Annotated in this window: 17 protein-coding genes; 11 read left to right on the plus strand and 6 right to left on the minus strand. The window is 72.3% G+C overall.

All coding sequences use genetic code 11. From position 1 onward, the window contains the following. Positions 1 to 113: 113 nt before the first annotated feature. From araD to SGA01_RS05020, 3 genes are all read right to left on the minus strand, one after another. Positions 114 to 1844 (minus strand): L-arabinonate dehydratase, encoded by a 1731-nt coding sequence (araD, locus tag SGA01_RS05010; RefSeq protein WP_174867209.1) that lies wholly within the window; start codon positions 1842 to 1844, stop codon positions 114 to 116. Beyond that, a complete protein-coding gene (locus tag SGA01_RS05015; protein ID WP_141293684.1) occupies positions 1832 to 2740 on the minus strand; it encodes a dihydrodipicolinate synthase family protein in 909 nt (302 codons plus the stop codon). Before SGA01_RS05015 ends, araD begins: the two co-directional genes overlap by 13 nt. 146 nt (positions 2741 to 2886) lie before the next feature. Then, a complete protein-coding gene (locus SGA01_RS05020; protein ID WP_141293686.1) occupies positions 2887 to 3537 on the minus strand; it encodes a GntR family transcriptional regulator in 651 nt (216 codons plus the stop codon). 229 nt (positions 3538 to 3766) lie between these two features. Here SGA01_RS05020 and yicI point away from each other — a divergent pair, with 229 nt between their 5' ends. Beyond that, the gene (yicI, locus tag SGA01_RS05025) at positions 3767 to 6010 is read left to right on the plus strand and encodes an alpha-xylosidase (protein WP_141293688.1); all 2244 of its coding nucleotides are present in this window, start codon (positions 3767 to 3769) and stop codon (positions 6008 to 6010) included. 25 nt (positions 6011 to 6035) lie between these two features. Then, positions 6036 to 6563, plus strand: a complete 528-nt coding sequence (locus SGA01_RS05030; RefSeq protein WP_141293690.1) for a VOC family protein — start codon at positions 6036 to 6038, stop codon at positions 6561 to 6563. 50 nt (positions 6564 to 6613) lie between these two features. On the opposite strand, the gene SGA01_RS05035 is transcribed toward SGA01_RS05030, so the two are convergent. Then, complete coding sequence (locus tag SGA01_RS05035; protein ID WP_141293692.1) at positions 6614 to 6805, minus strand: hypothetical protein; 192 nt, start codon at positions 6803 to 6805, stop codon at positions 6614 to 6616. A gap of 130 nt (positions 6806 to 6935) precedes the next feature. On the opposite strand from SGA01_RS05035, the gene SGA01_RS05040 reads away from it, so the two are divergent. The 3 genes from SGA01_RS05040 to SGA01_RS05050 all read left to right on the plus strand — a co-directional run bounded on the left by SGA01_RS05040 (position 6936) and on the right by SGA01_RS05050 (position 10148). Beyond that, positions 6936 to 7061, plus strand: a complete 126-nt coding sequence (locus tag SGA01_RS05040; protein WP_141293694.1) for a DUF397 domain-containing protein — start codon at positions 6936 to 6938, stop codon at positions 7059 to 7061. A gap of 309 nt (positions 7062 to 7370) precedes the next feature. Next, positions 7371 to 8543 (plus strand): Cmx/CmrA family chloramphenicol efflux MFS transporter, encoded by a 1173-nt coding sequence (locus SGA01_RS05045; protein WP_141293696.1) that lies wholly within the window; start codon positions 7371 to 7373, stop codon positions 8541 to 8543. A 348-nt stretch (positions 8544 to 8891) separates the two neighbouring features. Continuing rightward, complete coding sequence (locus SGA01_RS05050) at positions 8892 to 10148, plus strand: esterase/lipase family protein (RefSeq protein WP_141293698.1); 1257 nt, start codon at positions 8892 to 8894, stop codon at positions 10146 to 10148. A 533-nt stretch (positions 10149 to 10681) separates the two neighbouring features. Here SGA01_RS05050 and SGA01_RS05055 read toward each other — a convergent pair. Beyond that, on the minus strand, positions 10682 to 13573 hold the full coding sequence (locus tag SGA01_RS05055; RefSeq protein WP_141293700.1) for a beta-glucosidase: 2892 nt from the start codon (positions 13571 to 13573) through the stop codon (positions 10682 to 10684). Between the two features lie 203 nt (positions 13574 to 13776). On the opposite strand from SGA01_RS05055, the gene SGA01_RS41740 reads away from it, so the two are divergent. From SGA01_RS41740 to SGA01_RS05080, 6 genes are read left to right on the plus strand one after another with little or no spacing between them, the layout of a single operon-like run. Next, positions 13777 to 13899 carry a hypothetical protein gene (locus SGA01_RS41740; protein ID WP_255325149.1) on the plus strand — a complete coding sequence of 41 codons (123 nt, stop codon included), beginning with the start codon at positions 13777 to 13779 and terminating at the stop codon, positions 13897 to 13899. A 12-nt stretch (positions 13900 to 13911) separates the two neighbouring features. Next, the gene (locus SGA01_RS05060) at positions 13912 to 15636 is read left to right on the plus strand and encodes a type 2 periplasmic-binding domain-containing protein (RefSeq protein ID WP_141293702.1); all 1725 of its coding nucleotides are present in this window, start codon (positions 13912 to 13914) and stop codon (positions 15634 to 15636) included. A gap of 2 nt (positions 15637 to 15638) precedes the next feature. Next, entirely contained in the window at positions 15639 to 16685 is a 1047-nt protein-coding gene (locus SGA01_RS05065) for an ABC transporter permease (RefSeq protein WP_141293704.1), read from the plus strand. Further along, positions 16682 to 17599, plus strand: coding sequence for a carbohydrate ABC transporter permease (locus tag SGA01_RS05070; RefSeq protein WP_141293706.1), 918 nt, complete (start codon positions 16682 to 16684; stop codon positions 17597 to 17599). The genes SGA01_RS05065 and SGA01_RS05070 overlap by 4 nt, the downstream gene beginning before the upstream one ends. A 39-nt stretch (positions 17600 to 17638) precedes the next feature. Then, on the plus strand, positions 17639 to 19630 hold the full coding sequence (locus SGA01_RS05075; protein WP_141293708.1) for a beta-galactosidase: 1992 nt from the start codon (positions 17639 to 17641) through the stop codon (positions 19628 to 19630). After that, complete coding sequence (locus tag SGA01_RS05080) at positions 19627 to 21849, plus strand: glycosyl hydrolase family 95 catalytic domain-containing protein (RefSeq protein WP_141293710.1); 2223 nt, start codon at positions 19627 to 19629, stop codon at positions 21847 to 21849. The genes SGA01_RS05075 and SGA01_RS05080 overlap by 4 nt, the downstream gene beginning before the upstream one ends. Here the strand turns inward: SGA01_RS05080 and SGA01_RS05085 are convergent. Continuing rightward, a complete protein-coding gene (locus SGA01_RS05085; RefSeq protein ID WP_141293712.1) occupies positions 21839 to 22894 on the minus strand; it encodes a LacI family DNA-binding transcriptional regulator in 1056 nt (351 codons plus the stop codon). The genes SGA01_RS05080 and SGA01_RS05085 overlap by 11 nt on opposite strands. Positions 22895 to 23157 lie beyond the last annotated feature (263 nt).

A 23157-nucleotide genomic window follows, 5' to 3' on the forward strand; every position in this document is an offset into this window, starting at 1 on the left:
GAAGCGCTTCGCGAACGACGTTCGAGATTTCGGACAGGTGGGGCGGGGGGGAGTTTCGGACGGACTCCGGACGGGTGCCGGATGGGCTCCGGACGGTGCTTCGGGTGGCGGACTCAGCCCGCGTACGGATCGGGGGTGGTCCCCGGCCTGGCCAGGAACGCGAAGTCGCAGCCGGTGTCGGCCTGGGAGATCTGCTCCATGTAGAGCGCGCCGTAGCCACGCTCGTACCGGGTCGGAGGTGGTGTCCACGCGGCCCTGCGGCGGTCCAGCTCCTCGTCCGTGACGTGCAGTTGGAGGGAGCGTGCCGCGACGTCGAGGGTGATCGTATCGCCCGTACGGACGAGGGCAAGGGGTCCGCCGACATGGGACTCGGGCGCCACGTGCAGCACACAGGCCCCGTAGCTCGTCCCGCTCATCCGGGCGTCGGAGATCCGGACCATGTCCTTCACCCCTTGCTCCAGGAGGTATGCGGGGATCGGCAGCATCCCGTACTCCGGCATGCCGGGACCGCCCTTGGGGCCCGCCCCGCGCAGCACCAGCACATGGTCGGCGGTGATGCCGAGCGCCGGGTCGTCGATGGTCCGCTGCATGGTCCGGTAGTCGTCGAAGACGACCGCGGGGCCCGTGTGCTTCAGCAGCCGGGGCTCGGCCGCGATGTGCTTGATGACCGCACCGTCCGGACAGAGGTTGCCGCGCAGCACGGCCACCCCGCCCTCGGCGGCCAACGGCCTGCCCCGGTCCCGGATCACGTCCTCGTCGTGGACGAGCGCGCCCGCCAGCTGCTCGCGCAGGGTGGCGTGCGAGACCGTCGGCCGGTCCAGGTGCAGCACGTCCGCGAGCCGCGACAGGAACCCCGGCATCCCGCCCGCGAAGTGGAAGTCCTCCATGAGGTACCGGCCACCGGGCCGGAGGTTCGCGAGGACCGGGACGGTCCGCGCGATCCGGTCGAAGTCGTCGAGCGTGAGTTTCACCCCGGAGCGCCCGGCCATCGCGATCAGATGGATCACGGCGTTCGTCGAGCCGCCGAGCGCCAGGACGGCGGCGACCGCGTCCTCGTACGCCTCCCGGGTCAGCAGCGCCGACAGCCGCAGGTCCTGCCGTACGAGCTCCACGATCCGCAGCCCCGAGGCCGCGGCCATCCGGTCGTGGCCCGAGTCCACCGCCGGCACGGAGGAGGCACCCGGCACGGTCACGCCCAGGGTCTCCGCGGCGGCGGTGAGCGTGGACGCCGTCCCCATCGTCATGCAGTGGCCGGGGGAGCGGGCCAGGCCGCTCTCCAGCTCGGCCATCTCGCAGTCGCCGATCCGCCCCGCGCGCTTCTCGTCCCAGTACTTCCACATGTCCGTACCGGAACCGAGGGTCTCGCCGCGCCAGTGGCCGGGCAGCATCGGACCGGCCGGCACGAAGACGGTCGGCAGGTCGACGGAGGCGGCGCCCATGAGCAGCGCCGGGGTCGTCTTGTCGCAACCGCCCATCAGGACCGCCCCGTCCACCGGGTACGAGCGGAGCAGCTCCTCCGTCTCCAGGGCGAGGAGATTGCGGTAGAGCATCGGCGTCGGCTTCTGGAAGGTCTCCGAGAGGGTGGAGACCGGGAACTCCAGCGGGAATCCGCCCGCCTGCCACACCCCCCGCTTCACGGCCTGCGCGCGGTCGCGGAGGTGGACGTGACAGGGATTGATGTCGGACCAGGTGTTGAGGATCGCGATCACCGGCTTGCCGAGGTGCTCCTCGGGCAGGTAGCCGAGCTGGCGGGTGCGGGCGCGGTGGCTGAAGGAGCGCAGCCCGTCCGTGCCGTACCACTGGTGGCTGCGCAGCTCCTCGGGACTCCGGCTCACAGCGGCCACCCGGCGGCTATCGCGGCGACCTCGGCCCGCTCGCTCTCCGGGAGTTCCCGGCTCGGCGGGCGGATGTCGCGGCGGCACAGGCCGAGGGAGGCGAGGGCCTCCTTGACGACGGTCACGTTGTCGGCGCTGCCGTTCGCGGCGCGCAGCTCCTCGAAGCGGCGGATCCGCTCCCAGACCTTCATCGCGGTCGGGTAGTCGCCGGCCCGCAGTGCGTGCAGCATCTCCAGGGAGAGCGCGGGCGAGACGTTGACGAGGCCGGAGGTGAAGCCGGTCGCGCCGCTCGCGAAGTACGAGGGGGCGTACGGCTCGGCGAGCCCCGCCACCCACACGAAGCGGTCGAGGCCCGCGTCCCGGGCGAAGCCGGCGAACCGCGACGCGTCCGGGACGGCGTACTTCACACCGACGACGTTGGGGCAGGCCGCGCCGAGCTCGGCGAGCCGGGCACCGGTCAGGAGCGGGTTGCGGATGTACGGGACGACCCCGAGCTCCGGTACGGCCTCGGCGATGGCCCGGTGGTAGTCGACCCAGCCGCTCTCGGAGACGTACGGGTGCACGGGCTGGTGCACCATCAGCATGTGGGCCCCGGCGGCGCGGGCGTGCCGGGCGGCCTCGACGGCCGTCGGCACGTCGTGGCCGACGCCGACCAGGATCACGGCGCGGTCCCCGGCCTCCTCCACGGTCGCCTCGGTGACGGAGCGGCGCTCCTCGGGGGTGAGGGCGTAGAACTCGCCGGTGTTGCCGTTCGGCGTGAGGGTGCGCACGCCGCCGTCGAGCAGCCGGCGCAGCAGCGCCCGGTGGGCGACGGTGTCGACGGAGCCGTCCTCGGCGAAGGGGGTGACGGGGATGGCCACCACGTCGGCGAGGGCGGCCCTCAGGGTTTCGAAGTCGATGCTCACGGGCTGTTCGCTTACGGACTGTTCGCTCACGGGCTGTTCGCGCACGGACTGTTCGCTCACGGGCGGTTCGGTTGTTGCGTGTCCGGTCGCTGCGTGTCCGGTCACTGGCATGTCACTCACGGGCTTTTCGCTCACTGGTCGTTCGCTCACTCGTCGTTCAGGGCGGACTGGGGGAAGGCGCGCTCGACGAACGAGGCGATGTGGTCGTGCACGGCCCGGCCGGCTCCCTCGACATCGCCCGCGGCGGCGAGCCGCAGGATCTCCTCGTGCTCCGAGGCCTCGCGCTCCCAGGAGGGGACGGCGGCCCAGGCGACCGTGGAGACCAGGGCGGCCTGGTCGCGGACCTCGTCGAGCATCCGGCCCAGCAGCGGATTGCCGCAGGGCAGGTAGAGCGCGCGGTGGAAGTCGCGGTTGGCCAGGGACCGTTCGGCCGGGTCCTCGGCCCCGGCGGCCCGGCGCAGCGCCTCGTGCGCCGCGTCGAGCGGGGCGGCGGAGGCGACGGCGCGGCGGACCGCCTCGGGCTCCAGGAGCAGCCGTACGTCGTAGACCGCGCGGGCCATGTCCGCGTCGACCATCCGGACCGTGACGCCCTTGTACTGGCTCATCACCACGAGTCCGCTGCCCGCGAGGGTCTTGAGCGCCTCGCGCACCGGGGTCTTCGACACCCCGAAGCGCGCGGCGAGTTCGGTCTCCACGAGCGCCTGGCCGGGTCTGAGCCCTCCGGTGAGGATGTCGTGCTTGATCGCTTCCAGGACGTACTGGGTGCGGGACGGGATGGGGCTGGGGGCGAAGGCCATGGAGCACTCTCAGATCTCGTGTATCGCGTCTCATATATGACGTACGAAGTGCAACGGGCATGAAGCTAGGGGGGCGTTCGTGTTTCGTCAATGCTTCGCGCAGGGTTCGTGAAAGCGTTTTCTATCGGTCGGGGTCAGCGGCCTCGAAGGGCTGGTTCGCCGTTTTGTTTTCTGGGATAACTATTGAGGGCTCCGAGGAGCCCCTCCGCCCCCATCCCCAAGGACCAGCATGAAGTTCACCGACGGCTTCTGGCTGATGCGCGAGGGCGTCCACGCCTCGTACGCCACCGAAGTCCGCGACCTGCGCGCCGAAGCCGACCGTTTCACCGCCTACGCCTCCGTCAAGCGGGTCGCGACCCGCGGCGACACCCTGAACTCGGCGCTCCTGACCGTGGAGTGCCGATCGCCCGCCGAGGGCGTGATCGGGGTCCGCGTCACCCACCACGCGGGGAAGGCCCACCGGGGGCCGGACTTCGTCCTGGCCGACGGCGATTCCGCTTCCGGTGTCGTCGTGGTCGAAGGCCCGGTCGTCGAACTCGCCTCCGGGCCACTGCGGCTGCGCCTGGACCGCTCGGCGCCCTGGGCCCTGGAGTTCCACGAGGCCGGCGGCCGGAAGCTCACCGAGGCCGGCCGGAAGGGCACCGCGTTCGTCACCACCACCGACGGCGCCCACCACATGGCCGTCCAGCTCGCGCTCGGCGTCGGCGAGCAGGTCTACGGCCTCGGCGAGCGTTTCACGCCCTTCGTGCGGAACGGCCAGAGCGTCGACATCTGGCAGGCCGACGGCGGCACCAGCAGCGAGCAGGCCTACAAGAACATCCCGTTCTACCTCTCCTCCCGCGGCTACGGCGTCTTCGTCGACCACCCCGGCCGGGTCTCCTTCGAGGTCGGCTCGGAGGCCGTCGGCCAGGTCCAGTTCAGCGTCGAGGACCAGAGCGTCGAGTACTTCGTCGTCGCGGGACCGACACCCAAGGAGGTGCTCGCCCGCTACACCGCGCTCACCGGCCGCCCGGCCCTGCCCCCGCCGTGGTCCTTCGGTCTCTGGCTCACCACCTCCTTCACCACCCGCTACGACGAGAAGACCGTCACCTCCTTCGTCGACGGCATGGCGGAGCGCGGCATCCCGCTCTCCGTCTTCCACTTCGACTGCTTCTGGATGCGCGAGTACCAGTGGTCGGACTTCCGCTGGGACCCCGAGACCTTCCCCGACCCGGCCGGCATGCTGGCCCGGCTGAAGGCGCGGGGCCTGCGGGTCGGCATGTGGATCAACCCGTACATCGCGCAGAAGTCCGCCCTCTTCGAGGAGGGCGCGGCCGGTGGCTACCTGGTCAGGCGACCGAACGGCGACATCTGGCAGTGGGACCTCTGGCAGCCCGGCATGGCGCTGGTCGACTTCACGAACCCCGAGGCCCGGACCTGGTTCCAGGACAAGCTGCGCCCGCTCCTCGCGCAGGGCGTCGACTGCTTCAAGACCGACTTCGGCGAGCGGATCCCGACCGATGTCGTCTGGCACGACGGCTCGGACCCCGAGCGGATGCACAACTACTACACCCAGCTCTACAACCGGACCGTCTTCGAGCTCCTGGAGAAGGAGCGCGGCGCCGGCGAGGCCGTCCTCTTCGCCCGCTCGGCGACCGCCGGCGGCCAGCAGTTCCCCGTCCACTGGGGCGGCGACTGCTGGGCCTCCTTCGAGGCGATGGCGGAGTCGCTGCGCGGCGGACTCTCGCTCTCGCTCAGCGGGTTCGGCTTCTGGAGCCACGACATCGGCGGCTTCGAGGGCACCCCGGAGCCCGAGGTCTTCACCCGCTGGCTCGCCTTCGGCCTGCTGTCCTCGCACAGCAGGCTGCACGGCAGCGACTCGTACCGGGTGCCGTGGGAGTTCGGCGAGGCGGCCGTCGAGGTCGCGCGCCGCTTCACCCGGCTCAAGCACCGGCTCATGCCGTACCTGTACGGGGTGGCCGCCGAGGCCCACGCCACGGGCGTCCCGGTCATGCGCCCCATGCTGCTCGAATTCCCGGACGACCCGGCCTGCCGGACCCTGGACCGGCAGTACATGCTCGGCCCCGACCTGCTCGTCGCCCCGGTGCTCACGGCCGGCGGCGAGGTGGAGGTGTACGTCCCCGAGGGCGAGTGGACCCACCTCCTCACGGGCGAGACGGTCACCGGCCCGCGCTGGCGCCACGAGACCCACGCCCTCGACAGCCTCCCGCTGTACGTCCGCCCCGGCGCGGTCCTGCCCCTGGGCGCGGACGACTCCCGCCCGGACGGCGACTGGCTCGACGGCGTCACCCTCCTGGTCGCTCCGGGCCCCCCGGGGACCACCGAGATCACCGTCCCCGACCACCGGGGAGCCCCGGCCGCGGTCTACCGGGTGACGCGGACAGAGGAGGGCGTGACGGTGACGGCGACGGGGACCGACCTGCCGTACGAGGTACGGAACCTGGGCCCCGGAGGTGTGGAGGACGGGAGCTGACCTAGATGCGGCCTAGCGTGACCGCATGAGCGACGACACCTCTCCCGCCACCCCCGTCAAGGCTGTCCCCGAGGGCTACACCACCGTCACGCCCTGGATCATCGGGGCCGACACCGCGGGTCTCATCGACTACCTGGAGCGGGCTTTCGGGGCCGAGGACCTGGGCCGGTTCGTGCTGGAGGACGGCACGATCGGCCACGCCGAACTACGGATCGGGAACGGCCGGATCATGGCCTTCGACAGCCCGCCCGGCTGGGCGCCGACCCCCGCGTTCGTCCGGCTGTACGTGGACGACGCGCGGGCCGTCCACCGGCGCGCGGTCGAGGCGGGCGGCACCTCCGTCACCGAGGTCACCCACCTCTTCTTCGGCGACCTGGTGGGCCGCGTCCGCGACCCCTTCGGCAACCTCTGGTGGATCCAGACCCACATCGAGGACGTCGACGAGGAGGAGATGACCCGCCGCCTCACCGACCCCGCCTTCACGAAGGCCATGGAGTACGTCCAGGGGGCGCTGTACTCCCCGGCCCCCGGCGGCGGCGAACCCTCCACGTAGGCGAGGTGGCGCCGGTGGCCTTGTCAGCCACTGCCTTCCTCGCCCCCGGCCTAGGTGGTCACCAGTGCGATGTACTCCAGACGGACGGCGAACGTGGCGTGACCGGTGGCCGCGGTGTGCGCCGCGCACCCGACCGCACCGGTACCGGGCTGCGGTGTCGGCGCCGACTCCCATGTGCACCCGCCGTCCATGCAGCGCGCGGTCATGGTGAGCTCGGACTCCGGCCCGACGTGCCTGACCATGCGGCAGACCGGCGTGACCGCCACGGCCCCTCGTGCGGGTGGTTGCGGATCTCGATCCGGAGGTCCGCCGCCGCCGAACGGTCGTGCACCCGGAGGCAGTACCGCTCCCGCTCGGCCGCGGCCGCACCTCATGTCCACCCTCGGAGTCGTCCCCGTCCGCGACTCGAAGGTTCCGGCCGGCCCCGCCTTCGCCGTCTCCGCCGCCGCCTTCACGGTCTTCGTCGACTCGGTCAAGGCGCGGCCGGCCGGCGCCTGACCTTCTCGCCGGAGGCGGAGGCGGGTTCGCCGGTGGGGGCGGGCGCCCGTGCGGAAAACGGCGCGTCCCCCTCGCGGTGGTCGGGTAGCGTGCTCCGCATGTCGAGCCCCGAAGCATCCAGGGTGGGGGCTTTCGGTCACGCCGTCAGCCCCCTGAACCCCTGAGACCACAGCGGAGTCCGTAGCTCCTTCGCCGTCCGCGCCGCATGCCTTGTGCGCCGCGCGCGGCGGTTCGGCGTGTGTTCGTGGGTGCTGACCGCGGTGACGAGACGAGTCCTCTCGTGCTTCTCCTCACCCCGGAGCCCTCTCGATGCCTCTCCCGCTCTATCTGCTCGCCCTGGCGGTCTTCGCCATGGGCACCTCCGAGTTCATGCTCGCCGGCCTGCTGCCGGACATCGCCTCCGAGCTCGACGTACCGGTCGGGACCGCCGGACTGCTCACGTCCGCCTTCGCCGCCGGGATGGTCGTCGGCGCCCCGCTCATGGCCGGGCTCGCCCGCGGCCGGTCCGGGCGGACCGGACTCCTCGCCTTCGTCGTCCTGTTCCTGGCCGCCCATGTCGTCGGCGCCGTCACCACGAGCTTCCCGGTCCTGCTCGCGACCCGGGTGGTCGCCGCCCTCGCCAACGCGGGGTTCCTCGCCGTCGCCCTGACGACCGCCGCCGCGCTCGTCCCCGCCGAGCGGAAGGGACGCGCGCTCGCCGTCCTCCTGTCCGGCACGACCGTGGCGACCATCGCCGGGGTGCCGGGCGGTGCGCTGCTCGGCGCGCTCTTCGGGTGGCGGGCCGCCTTCTGGGCCGTCGCCCTGCTCTGCCTCCCGGCGGCCCTCGGCATCGTCCAGGGCGTACCCGCCCGCCCCGCGCAGCAGGACGGGGACGGCGGCCCCCGCCTGCGGGACGAACTCGCGCGGCTCAGGAGTCCGCGACTGCTCCTGGCCATGCTGCTCGGCGCCTTGGTGAACGCCGCGACCTTCGGCAGCTTCACCTTCCTCGCGCCCCTCGTGACCGGGACGACCGGTCTCGGCGGGCTGTGGCTCCCCGTCGTCCTCGTGCTCTTCGGTGCCGGTTCCTTCGCCGGGGTCACCGTTGCGGGACGGCTCGCCGACCGGCGCCCCGGGCTCGTCCTCGCGGCCGGCGGGCCGCTGCTGGTCCTCGGCTGGCCCGTCCTCGCCGTTCTCGCCGAGCGGCCGCTCGCGGTGCTGGTCCTCGTGTTCGTCCTGGGCGCCCTGTCGTTCGCCGTGGGCGCCACCCTGATCACGCGGGTCCTGTACGAGGCGGCGGGAGCCCCCACCATGGCCGGCGCGTTCGCGACGGCCGCGCTCAACACCGGCGCCGCCCTCGGGCCGCTCGTCGCCGCGAGCACCCTCGGCACCGCCGCCGGTGACCGGGGCCCGCTCTGGACGAGCGGGCTGCTCGTCGCGGTCGCGGGGGTTGTCGCCCTCGTCTGCCGGACGGTGCTCGCGACCGACCGCCGGGTCCTCTCCTGACGAGCGTCCGGCAGTGGAGGAGGCCTGGGGCGCCTGCCTCGGCACGAAGAGCGCGGTCACACCGTCCCGGACCACCGGGCCACCCCGGCGGCGGCTACTACGTGACGCGGAAGGGCCCTCCTCCGCAGTCCGGCCCCCCAAGTTGACGCTCTGCCTCGTGAGGTCGGCGTTCTGGCTGCGACGCGCCCGCGTACGAGAGGCGTACGAGAGGCGTGCGGGAGGGAGCGAATTGAGCCGTTCCGGGCCCGGGATGGTGAACTCACCGGGTTCTGATGGGGCGCGGGTGCTCGTGTCGGGACGATGGCCGTGTTCGGCATGATCGCCGCGACACGAAGGAGTCGTCGAAGTATGTCCAAGCCTGTCGTCAGCATCTGGGGTACCCCTCCGGGGTCTGAGCGCGCCGCCGTGCAGTCCGCCCCCTGGGACACCAAGTGGGATCTGCGTACCGTGTCCACCAGCGGAACCGCCTGGGTCTTCTACAGGTCACCCGGCGAGAACGTCCTCAAGCGACCGGTGATCCTCGCCGACGGCTTCGCTCCGGAAGGAACCGACGTCGACGTTCTGTACGACGGCCTGGAGAACGGGGAATACCCGTTCGTCTCCACGCTGCGCCAGGCCGGCTTCGACGTCATTCTGCTGGGCTTCGCCGACCGCACCGCGTCCGTTCTCGACAACGCCGAGGTCGCGATCCAGTGCATCATGCGGACGATCGCCGAGCGCGAGGGCGACGCCCAGCTGACGGTGGGCGGCTTCAGCATGGGAGGCCTGGTCACCCGCTACGCCCTGGCCAAGCTGGAGCGCCAGCGGATGCAGCACGAGACCGCCACCTACCTCTCCTACGACACCCCGCACCGCGGCGCGTGGCTGCCCCTGGGAGTCCAGGCGTTCGCCCACTTCGTGAAGGCCCACTGGGGAGGCGAAGGCAAGCAGCTCTACAACCTCTACTCCGACCTGATCAACAGCCCCGCCGCCCGGGAGATGCTGCGCTGGCACCTCGCAACCGGAACCAGCACCACCCTCGACGTCGCCGCCGGCCAGGACAAGGCACGGACCGAGTTCCTGGGCGCACTGGAGCGGATGGGCGACTGGCCGCAGATCCCCCGCCTGCTCGGTGTCGCCAACGGAACGGGCACCGGCGTCGGAAACGACATCCCCGCCGACAGCCCCGCGATGGACGCCCCCGGTCCGACCGTGGCCGTGCAGCTGCGTACCCAGGGCGAGGGACGCAAGACCGTCGCTGAGATGCAGGAGCCGGGCCAGGACAGGGTCTCGATCGTCACCACCGGCTTCCCCGAAATCGACGGCGCTCCCGGCGGTCTCTTCCCCGAGCTCCTCGGCGGCGCCTCCAACTTCGGCGTGGCCAACTTGCTGGCCAACCTTCTCAACGGCGCGGCGACGCAACCCACGTTCAACGCCTCCTGCTTCGTTCCCACCATCAGCGCCGTGGCGTCGGCCGACATCGACGACAACGACGCCCTCTACGGCAAGATCGACGCCGAGCGCAGCGACCTCCACGACTTCCGCTGCGCCACCACCAACGAAGGCCACACCGTCATCACCCGAGAACTCGGCGAGTGGATCGTGACCAAGCTCAAGGACGCGTGACCACCAGCCGGGACGCGCATACGCAGCCTGAAGGGGCCCGCGGCCTGTAGGCCGCAGGCCCCTTCTGCGCACCGACGCGGTACCGGGTAGACCGGCACCGTGGTCACCTGCCGCCGTGGGCATGGGAACTTCCGGGGAAGCGTCAACTTCGGCTCGTCGTGCGGGTGGTTCCGGATCTCGCCCCGGACGTCCGCCGCCGCCGTCCACGCGGTTCCTCCTCCGAGCCGTTGCAGGCGGACGAGCTCGCCGTCCCAGGCGGTCACCTTCCCGGGGACGGAGCTGTCCCTCGGGTGTGTCTGCCGCCATGAACGTTCCGAGGGCGGGGACCGGTGTCCGGCGGTCGCTTTCGGGTTGACGGGAAAGCATCAGTCGTCAGGTTCTCGAAGGAACTGTCGTCGGCCAGGGCCTTGTTGAGCTCGGCGATCTTCTGGATCGGCTCGGGGAAGTGCCCGGGCTCCCGCCCGCCGAGGGGGGCGTCCCGTCGGGCCCGGAGACCCCGGCGGGACGCCTCGTGCGTCGCGCTTCCCGGTCCCTCAGCCGGAGAAAGCGACGTGCGCGAGGCGCAGCGGCCCGCACAGTTCGACGCGGATGTCCGTCACGTCCCGGACGTCACAGGGCGCCCCCACGGTGGTGTGGTCGTACGGGCCGTCCGTGGGCTCCACCGTCACGCGGGCCAGCTCGGCCGTCCCCGTACCGGCGAAGAACGTCACCTCGCCTGCCCCTGCGGCCGTCACGGCCAGTTCCGTGACGCCCTCGCCGAAGTCGCAGGCCCGGTAGAGGAGCGTCCCGGGCACGTCCGGATCGGCTGGGGTCACCGCGTCGCCGGAGACCCGGGAGCGGTCGACGATCACGGTCGCGGTCTGCTCGTCGTAGTCGACGGCCTCCAGGCCCGTCTCCAGGACCGGACGCGGCCCGGGCGCCGTGCCCGGCACCTCGACGCGGACCCTACGGCGCACGTCGGCGCTGGACGTGCCCGCGAGGAACTCGTACGGCCCCGGGTCCACGGCCCATCTGCCACGGGCCACGTCCCAGAAGCCGAGCGCCACCACCGGCACGGTGAAGGAGAGCGCGGTGGACGCGCCGGGCGCGAGGTGGACCCGTTCGTGGGCGAGGAGTTCGCGGTGCGGGCGCGGCACGGAGGGCTTCACGGCCCGCCCGTACACCTGGACGACCTCGTCCGAGGCGACGGCACCGGTGTTGGTGACGGTGCAGGAGATCCGTACCTCCTCGCCGTCGACCGCCGCCGTCAGCTGCTCGTACGCGAAGGTCGTGTACGACAGGCCGTGCCCGAAGGGGAACAGCGGGGTTCCGTCGAAGTACAGGTACGTCTGGCGGCCGCCGATCACGTCGTAGTCGAGCATGCCCGCCAGATCGGCGTCCGCCGCGTACCAGGTCTGGGGGAGCCGGCCCGCCGGGGAGACGTCGCCGGCCAGGATCCGGGCGAGCGCCGTGCCCGCCGCCTGGCCGCCGTGCGCCGTCCACAGCAGGGCCGGGAGCAGCGCGGCCGCCTCCGGCACCGCGTACGGGTAGGAGGAGACGAGGACGAGCACCGTCCGGGGGTTCGCGGCGTGCGCGGCGCGCCACAGCCGGTCCTGGTGCGCGGGGAGCGCGAGCGTCGTACGGTCCTCGGTCTCCCGGCCGTTGACGTGCGGGTCGTTCCCCGCGACGACGATCACCACGTCCGCGCCGGCCGCGGCCCGGGCGACCGCATCCTCGCCCCGCTCGACGGTCTCGACCGAGAACACCTCGGCGGATGCGCGGTCGGCGGCAACCTTCACGCCGTCGGCGGCGACAGAGACGTAGCCACCCGTCCCGAGGTGCAGAAGGAGGTGACCCCCGTCGTGTGCTTCGTGTGCTTCGAGTGGTTCGAGTCGGAAGGTCTCCTGGACGACCCAGCCGCCGGGCTCGTCCGCCGAGGCGCGGACGAACCCGTCCTCGGCGACCGAGAGGTACCGGCCGTCGGGCGCGCGCAGCGTCAGCACGCCGTCGCCCCAGTCGATCAGGGCCAGCTCCGAGCCCTCCGTGTCGGCGGTGAGCGGCGGCAGGTCGGTGCGGCCGGCGATCAGGGCCGGGTCGAGCGAGCCGTCGACGTCCGGGACGGTGTCCTGGCTGCCGTCCGGGCCGGGGGACCCGCTCTCCGCCACCCGCAGCCGGGTGCCGGACGCCGTGCGCAGCCGGATCCGGTCCACGCCCTCCGCGAAGGTCACCCGCTCCCGACCGAAGCGTTCCCGCAACCCGTCGAGCGGGGTCGAGCGGTGGAGCAGCGAACCGCTGTACCAGTCCAGCTTGGCGGTGTCCGCGAGGAGGCCGACGACGGCGATCCGGGTCCCTGCGGCGAGGGGCAGGAGAGGCCCCCGTGGCGAGGACTCGTTCTTGAGCAGCACGACCGCCGCCTCCGCCGCCTCACGGGCCAGCTCCCGGTGCTCGGGGGTGTCGAACCGGCTCTCGTCCGCGTACGGGTCGAGCTCCGGGTCGAACTCGCCGAGGAGGCACCGCACGGTCAACTGCCGCCGTACCGCCCGTTTCACGTCCGCCGCGTCGATCAGTCCCCGCTCCAGCGCCCCCCGCAGCCGGCCCAGGATCACCGAGGCGTCCGTCCCGTGGTCGGTGAAGGAGTCGACGCCGGCGCGCAGCGCGGCCGCCACGGCCTCCTCGTGCGTGGCGAAGTACCCCTGGGAGTCGGCCAGGTTGGACGGGGCGCCCGCGTCGGAGCAGACGAGCAGCTCCTGGTCCGTCCAGCTCCGCAGCTCCTCTTCCAGATACGGGGAGAGGTGGTTCGGGCGGCCGTTGACCAGGTTGTACGCGGGCATCACCCCGGCCACCGCGCCCGCCTCGACGGCGCCGCGGAAGGCCCGCAGGTCGTACTCGCGCAGGACGCGGGGGCGTACCGAAGCGGAGGAAGTGTCGCGCGCCGCCTCGTTGTTGTGGGCGAGCCAGTGCTTGAGGACCGGGGCCGTACGCCAGTACAGCGGATGGTCGCCGCGCAGCCCGCGGGTGAACGCCGTCGCGATCGCGGAGGTCAGCGTCGGGTCCTCCGCGTATCCCTCCTCGCCGCGGCCCCACAGGGGGTTGCGCAGCAGATTGACCGTCGGCGACCAGACGTTGAGGCCGACCCGCCCGTCCTTGGCGCGCATCGCCCGCGTCTCGCGGGACACCGCCTCGCCGACCCGCCGGACCAGCTCCGGGTGCCAGCTCGCGCCGAGCCCCACGGCCTGCGGGAACACGGTCGCGGGGCCCGACCAGGCGACGCCGTGCAGGGCCTCCTGTCCAGTGCGGAAGGCGGCGAGGCCCAGGCGCTCGACGCCGGGCGTGAACTGGTGGAGCAGGGCGAGACGTTCGTCGGCGGTGAGCCGGTCGAGCAGATCGTCGACGCGCCGGGCGACGGGCAGGGCCGGGTCACGGAAGGGCGGCCGGTGTGCGGTCACGTGGGAGTCCCTTGGCAGAGGAGGGTGAGGAGAGGTTCGAAGCGCTTCGATGCTCCGTGGGTGAGGAGTGGGTGTCAAGCAGTCATGGCCGCCCACTTCCGGTACTTCCAGGGCCCTTTGGTGGCCGCGTGTACCGGTGGGTGGGCCGAGAAACTCGGGAACGACTCTTGCCGCGCCTGTGACGTTCACTTAACCTCGCAGCAATGTCGAAGCGCTTCGACTCGATGGTCGACGGCGCCCCGGGGCTCCGCCCCGCCCGCTCCACCTCCACCACCGCAGCCGGCCGGCCGCCTCTCGGTCGCCGTATGTCCTGGCGCGTGCCATGAAGGGTTGACGCAATGACGCCGAACGCCGTCTCCACGGGCTCCCGGAGATCCACCCCGAGCCGGAGCGACTCCGGGCAGAGCCGAAGGGGCTTCCTCGCCTCCACCGCCGTCGCCGCCGCCGCGGTGGCCGGCGGGGCGCCGCTCCTCGCGGCCTGCGGCGGCGGTGACACGGGTGGCGGCAAGAAGGACGGCACCACCACCGGCAAGGACGCGGCCAAGATCCTCCCGGCGTTCGCGGCCAGCACCGTCGTCGCCCCCGACATCGCGCCGAAGAACGGCTCGGCCGCCGGCTTCACCCGCGCCATCCCGGCCGCCGAACTCAAGGCGTCGGTCGCCGCGAAGAAGGGCAAGGGCGGCGCCCTCACGGTCATGGCCCCCTTCTGGGGACCCCCGCCCGCCTCCGACAACCCGTACTACAAGGCCATGAACGAGGCCATCGGCGTCCGGGCGACCTGGCAGAACCAGGACGGCAACGTCTACGACCAGAAGCTCGGCGCCGTCCTCGCCTCCAGCGAGATACCCGACGTGGTCGTCGTCCCCGGCTGGAACCTCGGCGGCAAGATCCCCAGCGCGATCAACGCCAAGTTCGAGGACCTCGGCCCGTACCTCTCCGGCGACAAGGTCAAGGCCTACCCCAACCTCGCGGCCATCCCCACCGACGCCTGGCAGCGCTCCATCTTCGGAGGCAAGCTCCGCGGCCTGCCCATGCCCGCCTCGTACGTCACGAACATCGCACCCTTCTACCGCAAGGACCTCTTCGACGCGAAGGGCTGGCAACTCCCCAAGAGCGCGGACGAGTTCCTCGCCCTCGCCAAGGAGATCACCAGCGCCAAGGCGAAGGTGTGGGCCTGCGGCGACATGACCTGGACCGCGTACAACATGTTCGGCGTGCTCCCCGGCAACGACAAGGCGCTCGGCTGGCACCTCCTCGACGGCAAGCTGATCAACCGCATCGAGACCCCCGAGTACCTCGAAGCCCTGGCGTGGACCCGCAAGCTCTACGACGCCGGAGTCGTCCACCCCGACGAGAAGACCCAGAACCAGGGCGACACCAGCCTCCGCTTCACCGCCGGCCAGTGCCTCGTCTACAACAACGACCTCTCCCACTGGTACGCCAAGACCTCCGAACAGGCCGCGCAGAACCCGGCGTTCGCCATGGCCGCCATGGACATCCCAGGCCATGCGGGCGGCACCCCGAAGCTCTGGGCCACCAACCCCGCCAACATCTGGGCCTTCGTCCGCAGGGGCAGCTCCAAGGCGGTCGTCGAAGACGCCCTGGCCATCGCCGACTTCACCGCCGCGCCCTACGGCACCAAGGAGCGGATGCTCACCGACTACGGCGTCGAGGGCGTCCACCACACCGTCAAGGACGGCCTGCCGGTCAAGACCGACAAGGGCAACCAGGAGGTCAGCAGCTCCTGGCTGTTCGTCGCCAGCCCCGCGCCCTACGTGGCGCACCCCGACACCCCCGACGTCACCCGGGCCATGATCGAGTGGCAGCAGCGCATGGGCGCCGTGACGTCCAAGTCCTCCTTCTACGGGATGACGATCAGCGAACCGTCCCAGTGGACGGGCCTCATGAACGACTTCGAGCAGCTGGAGAAGGACATCGTCCGGGGCCGCAAGAAGGTCTCCGACATGCAGCAGGCCGTCTCCGAGTGGAAGACCAAGGGCGGCGACGAGCTGCGCGACTGGTACAGGAAGCTCCTCGACGCCAACGGCTCCGCGGCGAGCTGACCGTGAGCACGCTCGACACCGAGGCGGCGGAACCGGCCGCGCAGGCACCCGGCGTCCGGACCCGCCGCCGCGCGGGCAACCGGGACCGGAAGAGCGACCGGCACCGGAGCCGTACCGACGGGCGCGTCCCGCTCGGCCGGCGGCTCCGGCGCGACCGGACCCTCCTCCTCATGACCGTGCCCGCGCTCGTCCTCGTCGTGGTCTTCAACTACGTCCCGATCCTGGGGAACGTCGTCGCCTTCCAGGACTACGACCCGTACGTCTCCACCAACGGCATCACCGCGATGCTGGAGAGCCCCTGGGTCGGCCTCGCCCAGTTCGAACGGGTCTTCGCCGACCCGTGGTTCTGGCACGCCGTCGAGAACACCTTCGTCCTCTTCCTGCTCCAGCTGGTGCTGTTCTTCCCGGTGCCCATTGCGCTCGCCCTGCTCGTCAACAGCGTGCTGCGGCCCCGACTCAGGGCGGTCGTCCAGGCCGTCCTGTACCTGCCGCACTTCTTCTCCTGGGTGCTCGTCATCACGGTCTTCCAGCAGATCCTCGGCGGCGCCGGCATCATCGCCCAGACCCTCCGGCAACACGGCCACGAGGGCTTCGACCTCATGACCGACCCGGCCGTCTTCAAGTTCCTCGTCACCGCCGAGGGCATCTGGAAGGACGCGGGCTGGGGCGTCATCGTCTTCCTCGCCGCGCTCGCCGCCGTCAACCAGGACCTGTACGAGGCCGCCGCCATGGACGGCGCCGGGCGGTGGCGCCGCATGTGGCACGTCACCCTGCCCGCGCTCCGGCCCGTGATCGCGCTGCTGCTCGTCCTGCGCGTCGGAGACGCGCTCACCGTCGGCTTCGAGCAGCTGCTCCTCCAGCGCGACGCCGTCGGACCCGGGGCGGCCGAGGTCCTCGACACCTTCGTGTGGTGGACCGGCCTGCGCAGCCAGGACTTCAGCTACGCGGCCGCCGCCGGACTGATCAAGGGAGTCGTCGGCCTCGTGCTGGTGCTCTCCGCGAACAAGGTCGCCCATCTCATGGGCGAGCAGGGGGTGTACCGGAAATGACCCGGAGTCTCACCGGGCGGTGGGCGGCGCCCGCCCGCCCCGTCTGGGAGGAGCCGCCCGGCCGTGCCGGTCTCCTGGCCAAGGGACTGCTCCTCGCCGCCGCCTGCCTCGCGGTCCTCGTGCCGCTGTGGATCGTGGTGGTCACCAGCCTCTCGACGAAGAAGGCGATCACGGAGGCCGGCGGCCTGGTGGTCGTCCCGAGGGACCTCACCCTCATCGCCTACCAGGAGCTCCTGGGCGGCGGCCAGGTCACCCGGGCGGCGGTCGTCAGCGTCCTCGTCACCCTGGCCGGCACCGTGTTCTCGATGACCGTGTCGATCCTCTGCGCGTACGGTCTTTCGCGGCCCGGCTCCCTCGGCCACCGCTTCATCCTGCTCGCCCTGATGGCCACCATGTTCTTCGGCGCCGGCCTCATCCCCACGTACCTGCTCGTGCAGACCCTCGGCCTCACCGACACCTATCTCGCGCTGATCCTGCCGAGCGCCGTGAGCGTCTTCAACATCCTCGTCCTGCGCGGCTTCTTCATGGGCATCTCACCCGAACTCGTCGACAGCGCACGGATCGACGGAGCCGGGGACCTGCGGATCCTGTGGACGATCGTGATGCCGCTCTCCCGGGCGGTGATCGCCGTCATCACCCTCTTCTACGCGGTCGGTTACTGGAGCGCCTGGTTCAACGCCTCCATCTACCTCAGCGACCAGAACATGATGCCCCTGCAGAACGTCCTCATCCAGCTCGTCCAGAAGCAGGAGATCCCGGTCGGCCTCGGCCAGGCGGTCAGGGCCGGGAACCTCTCCGGACTCGCCGTCCAGATGGCCGTCATGGTCCTCGCCCTCCTGCCGGTCGCCGTCCTCTCGCCCTTCGTCCAGAAGCACTTCAGGAAGGGCATGCTGACCGGCGCCGTCAAGGGCTGACCCGCCCGCACCCACACCCTCTTACGGAGAGACCGCCCGATGGCAAGGCTCGACGATCTGACCAGACCGCCCGGCCGGCCGCCCCGGCTGCTGTACGGCGGCGACTACAACCCCGAGCAGTGGCCCGAGGAGACCTGGGCCGAGGACGCCCGGCTCATGCGGGCGGCCGGAGTCACCTCCGTCACCCTCGGCGTCTTCTCCTGGTCCCGCATCGAACCGACCCCAGGAGCCCGCGAGTTCGGCTGGCTCGACCGGGTCATGGACCTGATGCACGCCCACGGCGTCGGAGTCGTCCTCGCCACCCCCACCTCCTCGCCCCCGCCGTGGCTGGGGCGCCTCCACCCCGAGACGCTGCCCCGCGACGAGGACGGCAGGACCGAGTGGTGGGGCTCCCGCCAGCACTTCTCCCACTCCAGCGAGGCGTACCGGCGCCACGCGGCCGCGATCACCGAGGACCTCGCCGCCCGCTACGCCCACCACCCCGCCCTGACCATGTGGCACATCAACAACGAGTACTGCACGTACGACTGGGGCGACGGGGCCGCCCGCACCTTCCGCAGCTGGCTGAAGGACCGGCACGGCACCCTCGACGCCCTCAACACCGCCTGGGGCACCGATTTCTGGGGCCAGCGGTACGGCGACTGGGACGAGGTCCTGCCACCCCGCCGCGCCCACTACCTGAAGAACCCGGCACACGTCCTCGACTTCCGGCGCTACACCTCGGACCTGCTCCTGGAGTGCTACCGCGCCGAACGCGACATCGTCCGCCGCCACACCCCGCACCTCCCCGTGACCACCAACTTCATGCCCTTCTGGTCCGGTCAGGACGGCTGGGCGTGGGCGGCGGAGGAGGACGTCGTCTCCGTCGACGTCTACCCCGACCCCAGGGACCCGGCCGCGGGCGCCTACAACGCGATGATCGGCGACCTCACGCGCTCCGAGGCCGGCGGCCGGCCGTGGATGGTGATGGAGCAGGCCGCCGGCGCGGTCAACTGGCGGACCGTCAACCACCCCAAGCCGTACGGCCTCAACCGCCTCTGGGCGCTCCAGTCCGTCGCCCGCGGCGCCGACGCCGTCCACTACTTCCAGTGGCGCCAGTCCCGCCAGGGAGCGGAGACGTTCCACTCCGCCATGCTCGGCCACGCCGGCGAACGCGGCCGGGTCTTCCGCGAGACCGTCCGCATCGGCGAGGACCTCGCCGTCCTCGGCCCCCACGTCGCGGGAAGCCGCGTGACCACCGAGATCGCCCTCCTCCACGACTGGAACTCCTGGTGGGCCGACCCCGGCGACGGGGCGCTCTCCACCCGCGTCGACCACGCCGAACTCGTCCGTGCCTGGCACCGCGCCCTCTGGGACGCCCACCTGCCCGCCTCCTTCGCCCACCCGCACCACGACCTGAGCGGCCACCGGCTCGTCCTCGTCCCCCACCTCCATCTCCTCGACGACCCGGCGATCGAGAACCTCCTCGCGTACGTGCGCGGCGGCGGCACCCTCGTCTGCGGCTTCCTCACCGGCATCGCCGACCGGGACGGCCGGGTCCGCCCCGGCGGCATGGACGCCCGGCTCAGGGAACTCCTCGGCATCGACCTGCTCCAGGAGTGGTGGCCGCTCGACGAGGGCGAGCACGCCGACTGCGGCACCTTCCGCGGCACCCTCTGGTCCGAGGAGCTCACCCCCGCGCCGGGCGCCGAGACCGTCGCCGCCTACCGGGGCGGCGAACTCGACGGGCGGCCCGCGATCCTCCGTACCGGCCGCGCCTGGTACGTCTCCACCCTCCTCGAGCCGGCCGCCCTCAGCGGGCTGCTCGCCTCCGTCGCACGGGAGGCCGGGGTGGTCCCGGTCCTCGACGCCCTGCCCGAAGGCGTCGAGGCCGTCCGCCGCGGCGACCTGCTCTTCCTCCTGCACCACGGCGGCGAGCCCGTCACGGTGCCGCTGCCCGGCCGCCACCGCGACCTGCTCACCGGCACGGTGACGGAGGGGGCCGTGAAGCTGGACCGGTTCGGCGTGGCCGTCCTGGAGGAGGCCCCATGAGTCACGGACCGATCCACGGCACCTGGGAGGCCGCGCCGGCCGCCCGCTGGGAGGACGCCTTCCTCGCCGGGAACGGCCGGCACGGGGCCCTTGTGTTCGGTGACCCCGAGGACGACCGGGTGATCGTCACCCACCACACCCTCGTACGGCCGAACAACACCCCCGCCGACACCGCGCCGCCCCGCCTGGCCGCTGCCCTCCCCGCCCTCCAGGACGCCCTGCTCGCCGGGGACGCGACCGCCGCCGAACGCTTCACGGACGACCGCCCGCTGCGCTGGGTCCGGCCCTTCCACCCCGCGTTCCAGACCCGCGTCAGGCGCCCGCCCGGCACCCCCGCCCGACCCGTGCGCCGCTCCGTCGACTTCACCACCGGGGTGGTCTCCGGCGTGTGCGGGGAGCGACGCGGCGAGGTCTTCGTCTCCCGCGCCGACGACGTCCTCGTCCAGTACGTCTCCGCGCCCGGCCCGGTCGTCGAGATCGACCTCGACCACCGGCTGCCCGGCGTCCCCGCCGACCTCGGGACCGGGCGAGGCATCGCCGCCGCCGGCCGCGAGACCGTCCTCACCCTGCGGACCCGCTACCCGGACAGCCCGCACGGCTACACGGGTCTCACCCTCGTCCTGACCGACGCCGGACGCACCACGCTCACCGCCTCCGGCGTACGGATCACGGGCGCCCGGCACCTGCTGCTCCTCACCCGGGTACGGCGGGACGAGGGAGGGAGCACCACGGTCGTCGACCGGGAGGCGGAGGCCCTGCGCGCCCTGGTAGGGGCCCCGGCGTCCCCTCCGGACCTCCCCGCCCTGTACGCCGGGCTCCTCGCCCGGCACACCGCGCTGCACGGCCCCGCCTACGGGCGCGTCACCCTCGACCTCGGCGCGGACGCGACCGAGCGGGCCCTGCCCGGCTCCGCCCTGCTCGGCCGCCCCGACAGCGCCGCCCTCCTGGAACGCCTCTTCGCCGCCGGCCGATACCACCTGCTGTCCTCCTCGGGTCTGCTGCCTCCCCGGCTCACCGGACTGTGGACGGGCGACTGGAACACCGCCTGGTCGGGGGCCTTCACCACCGACGCCAACCTCAACCTCCAGACCGCCTCGGCCGTCGCCGCCGACCTCCCCGAGGTCACGGAAGCCCACAAGGCCCTCATCGAAGGGCAGTTGAAGGACTGGCGGGACAACGCCCGGGAGGTCTTCGGCGCCCGGGGCATCGTCGCCCCCGCCCACACCGACGGCGCCTCGGGGCACTCGTACCACTTCAGCCGCGAGTACCCGCTGCACCTGTGGACCGCCGGAGCCGACTGGCTGCTCGTCCCGCTCCTCGCGCACGAGGAGGCGAGCGGTCGGCGTGACCCGCGCGTCAGCGCGATCCTCGCCGAACTCGCCGCGTTCTACGAGGACTTCCTCACCCGCACCGGACCCGACGGACGGATCGTGATCGTCCCCTCCTACTCGCCGGAGAACCGCCCCCACGGCGGAAGCTGGGGTGCGGTCGACGCCACCATGGACATCGCCGCCGCCCGGCACGCCCTGCGCGCCGCCGCCGACCGCGCCGCGGCCCCGGACGCCGCCCGACTCCGGGCGCTCGCCGACCGGCTGCCGCCGTACCGGATCAACGACGACGGGGCGCTCGCCGAATGGGCCCGCCCCGGCCTCGGAGACCGCTACGACCACCGGCACCTCAGCCACCTCTATCCGGTCTGGCCGCTGGACGAGATCAACCCGCACGACACCCCGGACCTCGCCCGGGCCGCCCACCGCGCCCTCGAACTCCGGGGCAGCGAGAACGACTCGGCCCACGGACACCTCCACCACGGCCTGGTCGCCGCCCGGCTCGGGGACGCCGACCGCACCGGGGACGCCCTGGCCCGCGTGCTCACCGGGGACTACTTCCACGACTCGCTCATGAGCGCGCACTATCCGGGGCGCGATGTCTACAACGCGGACGCGGCGCACACCCTGCCCGCCCTCCTGATCGAGGCCCTCGTGCAGTCGACGCCCGACCGGCTCGTACTCCTGCCCGCGCCGCCCGCCCGCTACCCGCGTGGCCGGCTCACGGGCGTGCGGACCCGGTTCGGCGCGCGCCTCGACCTGGCATGGTCGCCGGGGGAGTGCCGTGCGGTCCTGCGGCCCGACCGGGACGCGAAGGTCGAGCTCCGGAGCCCGGCGGGGGCGACCCGGCTCGTCCTGCGCGCGGGCGAGGAGCGGGTCGTCAGCTCATGACCCCACGCGCGAGCGGCGGGCCGGAGCTGTCCCGGCTCGTCAGGACGGGAGTGAGGAGCTCGACGCCCGGCGTCGGGGCGGCGTCGTCCGCAGGCCCGTCCGCCCCGGGGCGCCCGGAGAGTCCCGTGATCAGCCGCTCCACGGCACGGCGGCCCAGCTCCTGCGCGGGGATCGCCACCGAGGTCAGCGGCACCGAGGCCTGCGCGGCGATCGGTTCGGGGCAGACGGCGACGACCGACACGTCCTCGGGCACGGCCCGGCCCGTCCGGCGCAGCAGCGCGAGCAGCGGTTCGACGGCCGTCTCGTTCTGCACGACGAAGGCGCTGACCCCGGGCCGTTCGTCGAAGATCCGGGCCAGGACCCCCGCGACCGCGTCGTGGCCGCCCTCGCAGGGCCGGTGCAGGAGCCCGACGCCGAGCTCGGTGGCCCGGTCGCGCAGGCCGCGCAGGGTCCGCTCGGCGAAGCCGGTGTGCCGGGCGTAGACGCCGGGGGCCTCCCCGATCACCGCGATCTCCCGGTGTCCGAGGCCGGCCAGATGCTCCACGCACAACGCGCCCGCCGCGGTGAAGTCCAGGTCGACACAGCTCAGTCCCGAGGGGTCGGCCGGCAGTCCGACGAGGACGGCGGGCGGGCCCGCCGCACGCAGCACCGGCAGTCGCTCGTCGTCGAGTTGGACGTCCATGAGGATCACCGCCTCGGCGAGACCGCTGCCGGTGACCCGGCGCAGCGCCGAGGGGCCCTCCTCGCCGGTGAGCAGCAGGACGTCGTAGCCGTGCGCCCGGGCGGTGGTGGCGACGGCGACCGCGATGTCCAGCATCACCGGCACGTACATGTCGGTCCGCAGCGGCACCATCAGCGCGATGATCCGTGACCTGCTGCTGGCCAACGCCCTGGCGCCCGCGTGCGGTTGGTAGCCGAGCTGCTCGATGCTGGCCCGCACCCGCCGCCGGGTCAGGTCGGAGATGGGGCGCTTGCCGCTGAGCACGTAGCTGACGGTGCTCGCCGACACACCGGCGTGGCGGGCGACTTCGACAAGGGTGACCATCCGTTCTCCCCGCGGCCAGGACGGTGGTGCGTCCGGAGTGAATCGCTTCGACGCGAGCCGTCGAGTGATCGCTTGGGCGACCCGGACCGACCGTAACGCGGGGGAGTTGACGTGTCCAGATGGAGAACAGGGGAGATGTCGAAGCGCTTCGACGCCGGAATTCTTCGCGAGTCGACCGAACCGTTCAGTATTGACAGTGAACTGATCGGTGTAGTTCAGTCCTCCCGAGGGCGGTTCAGGCCGCCGCCGGGGCGACGAGGAGG

Origin of the sequence: Streptomyces gardneri (genome assembly GCF_006539185.1) — a bacterium.
In the GTDB taxonomy this organism is placed as follows: Bacteria; Actinomycetota; Actinomycetes; order Streptomycetales; family Streptomycetaceae; genus Streptomyces; species Streptomyces gardneri.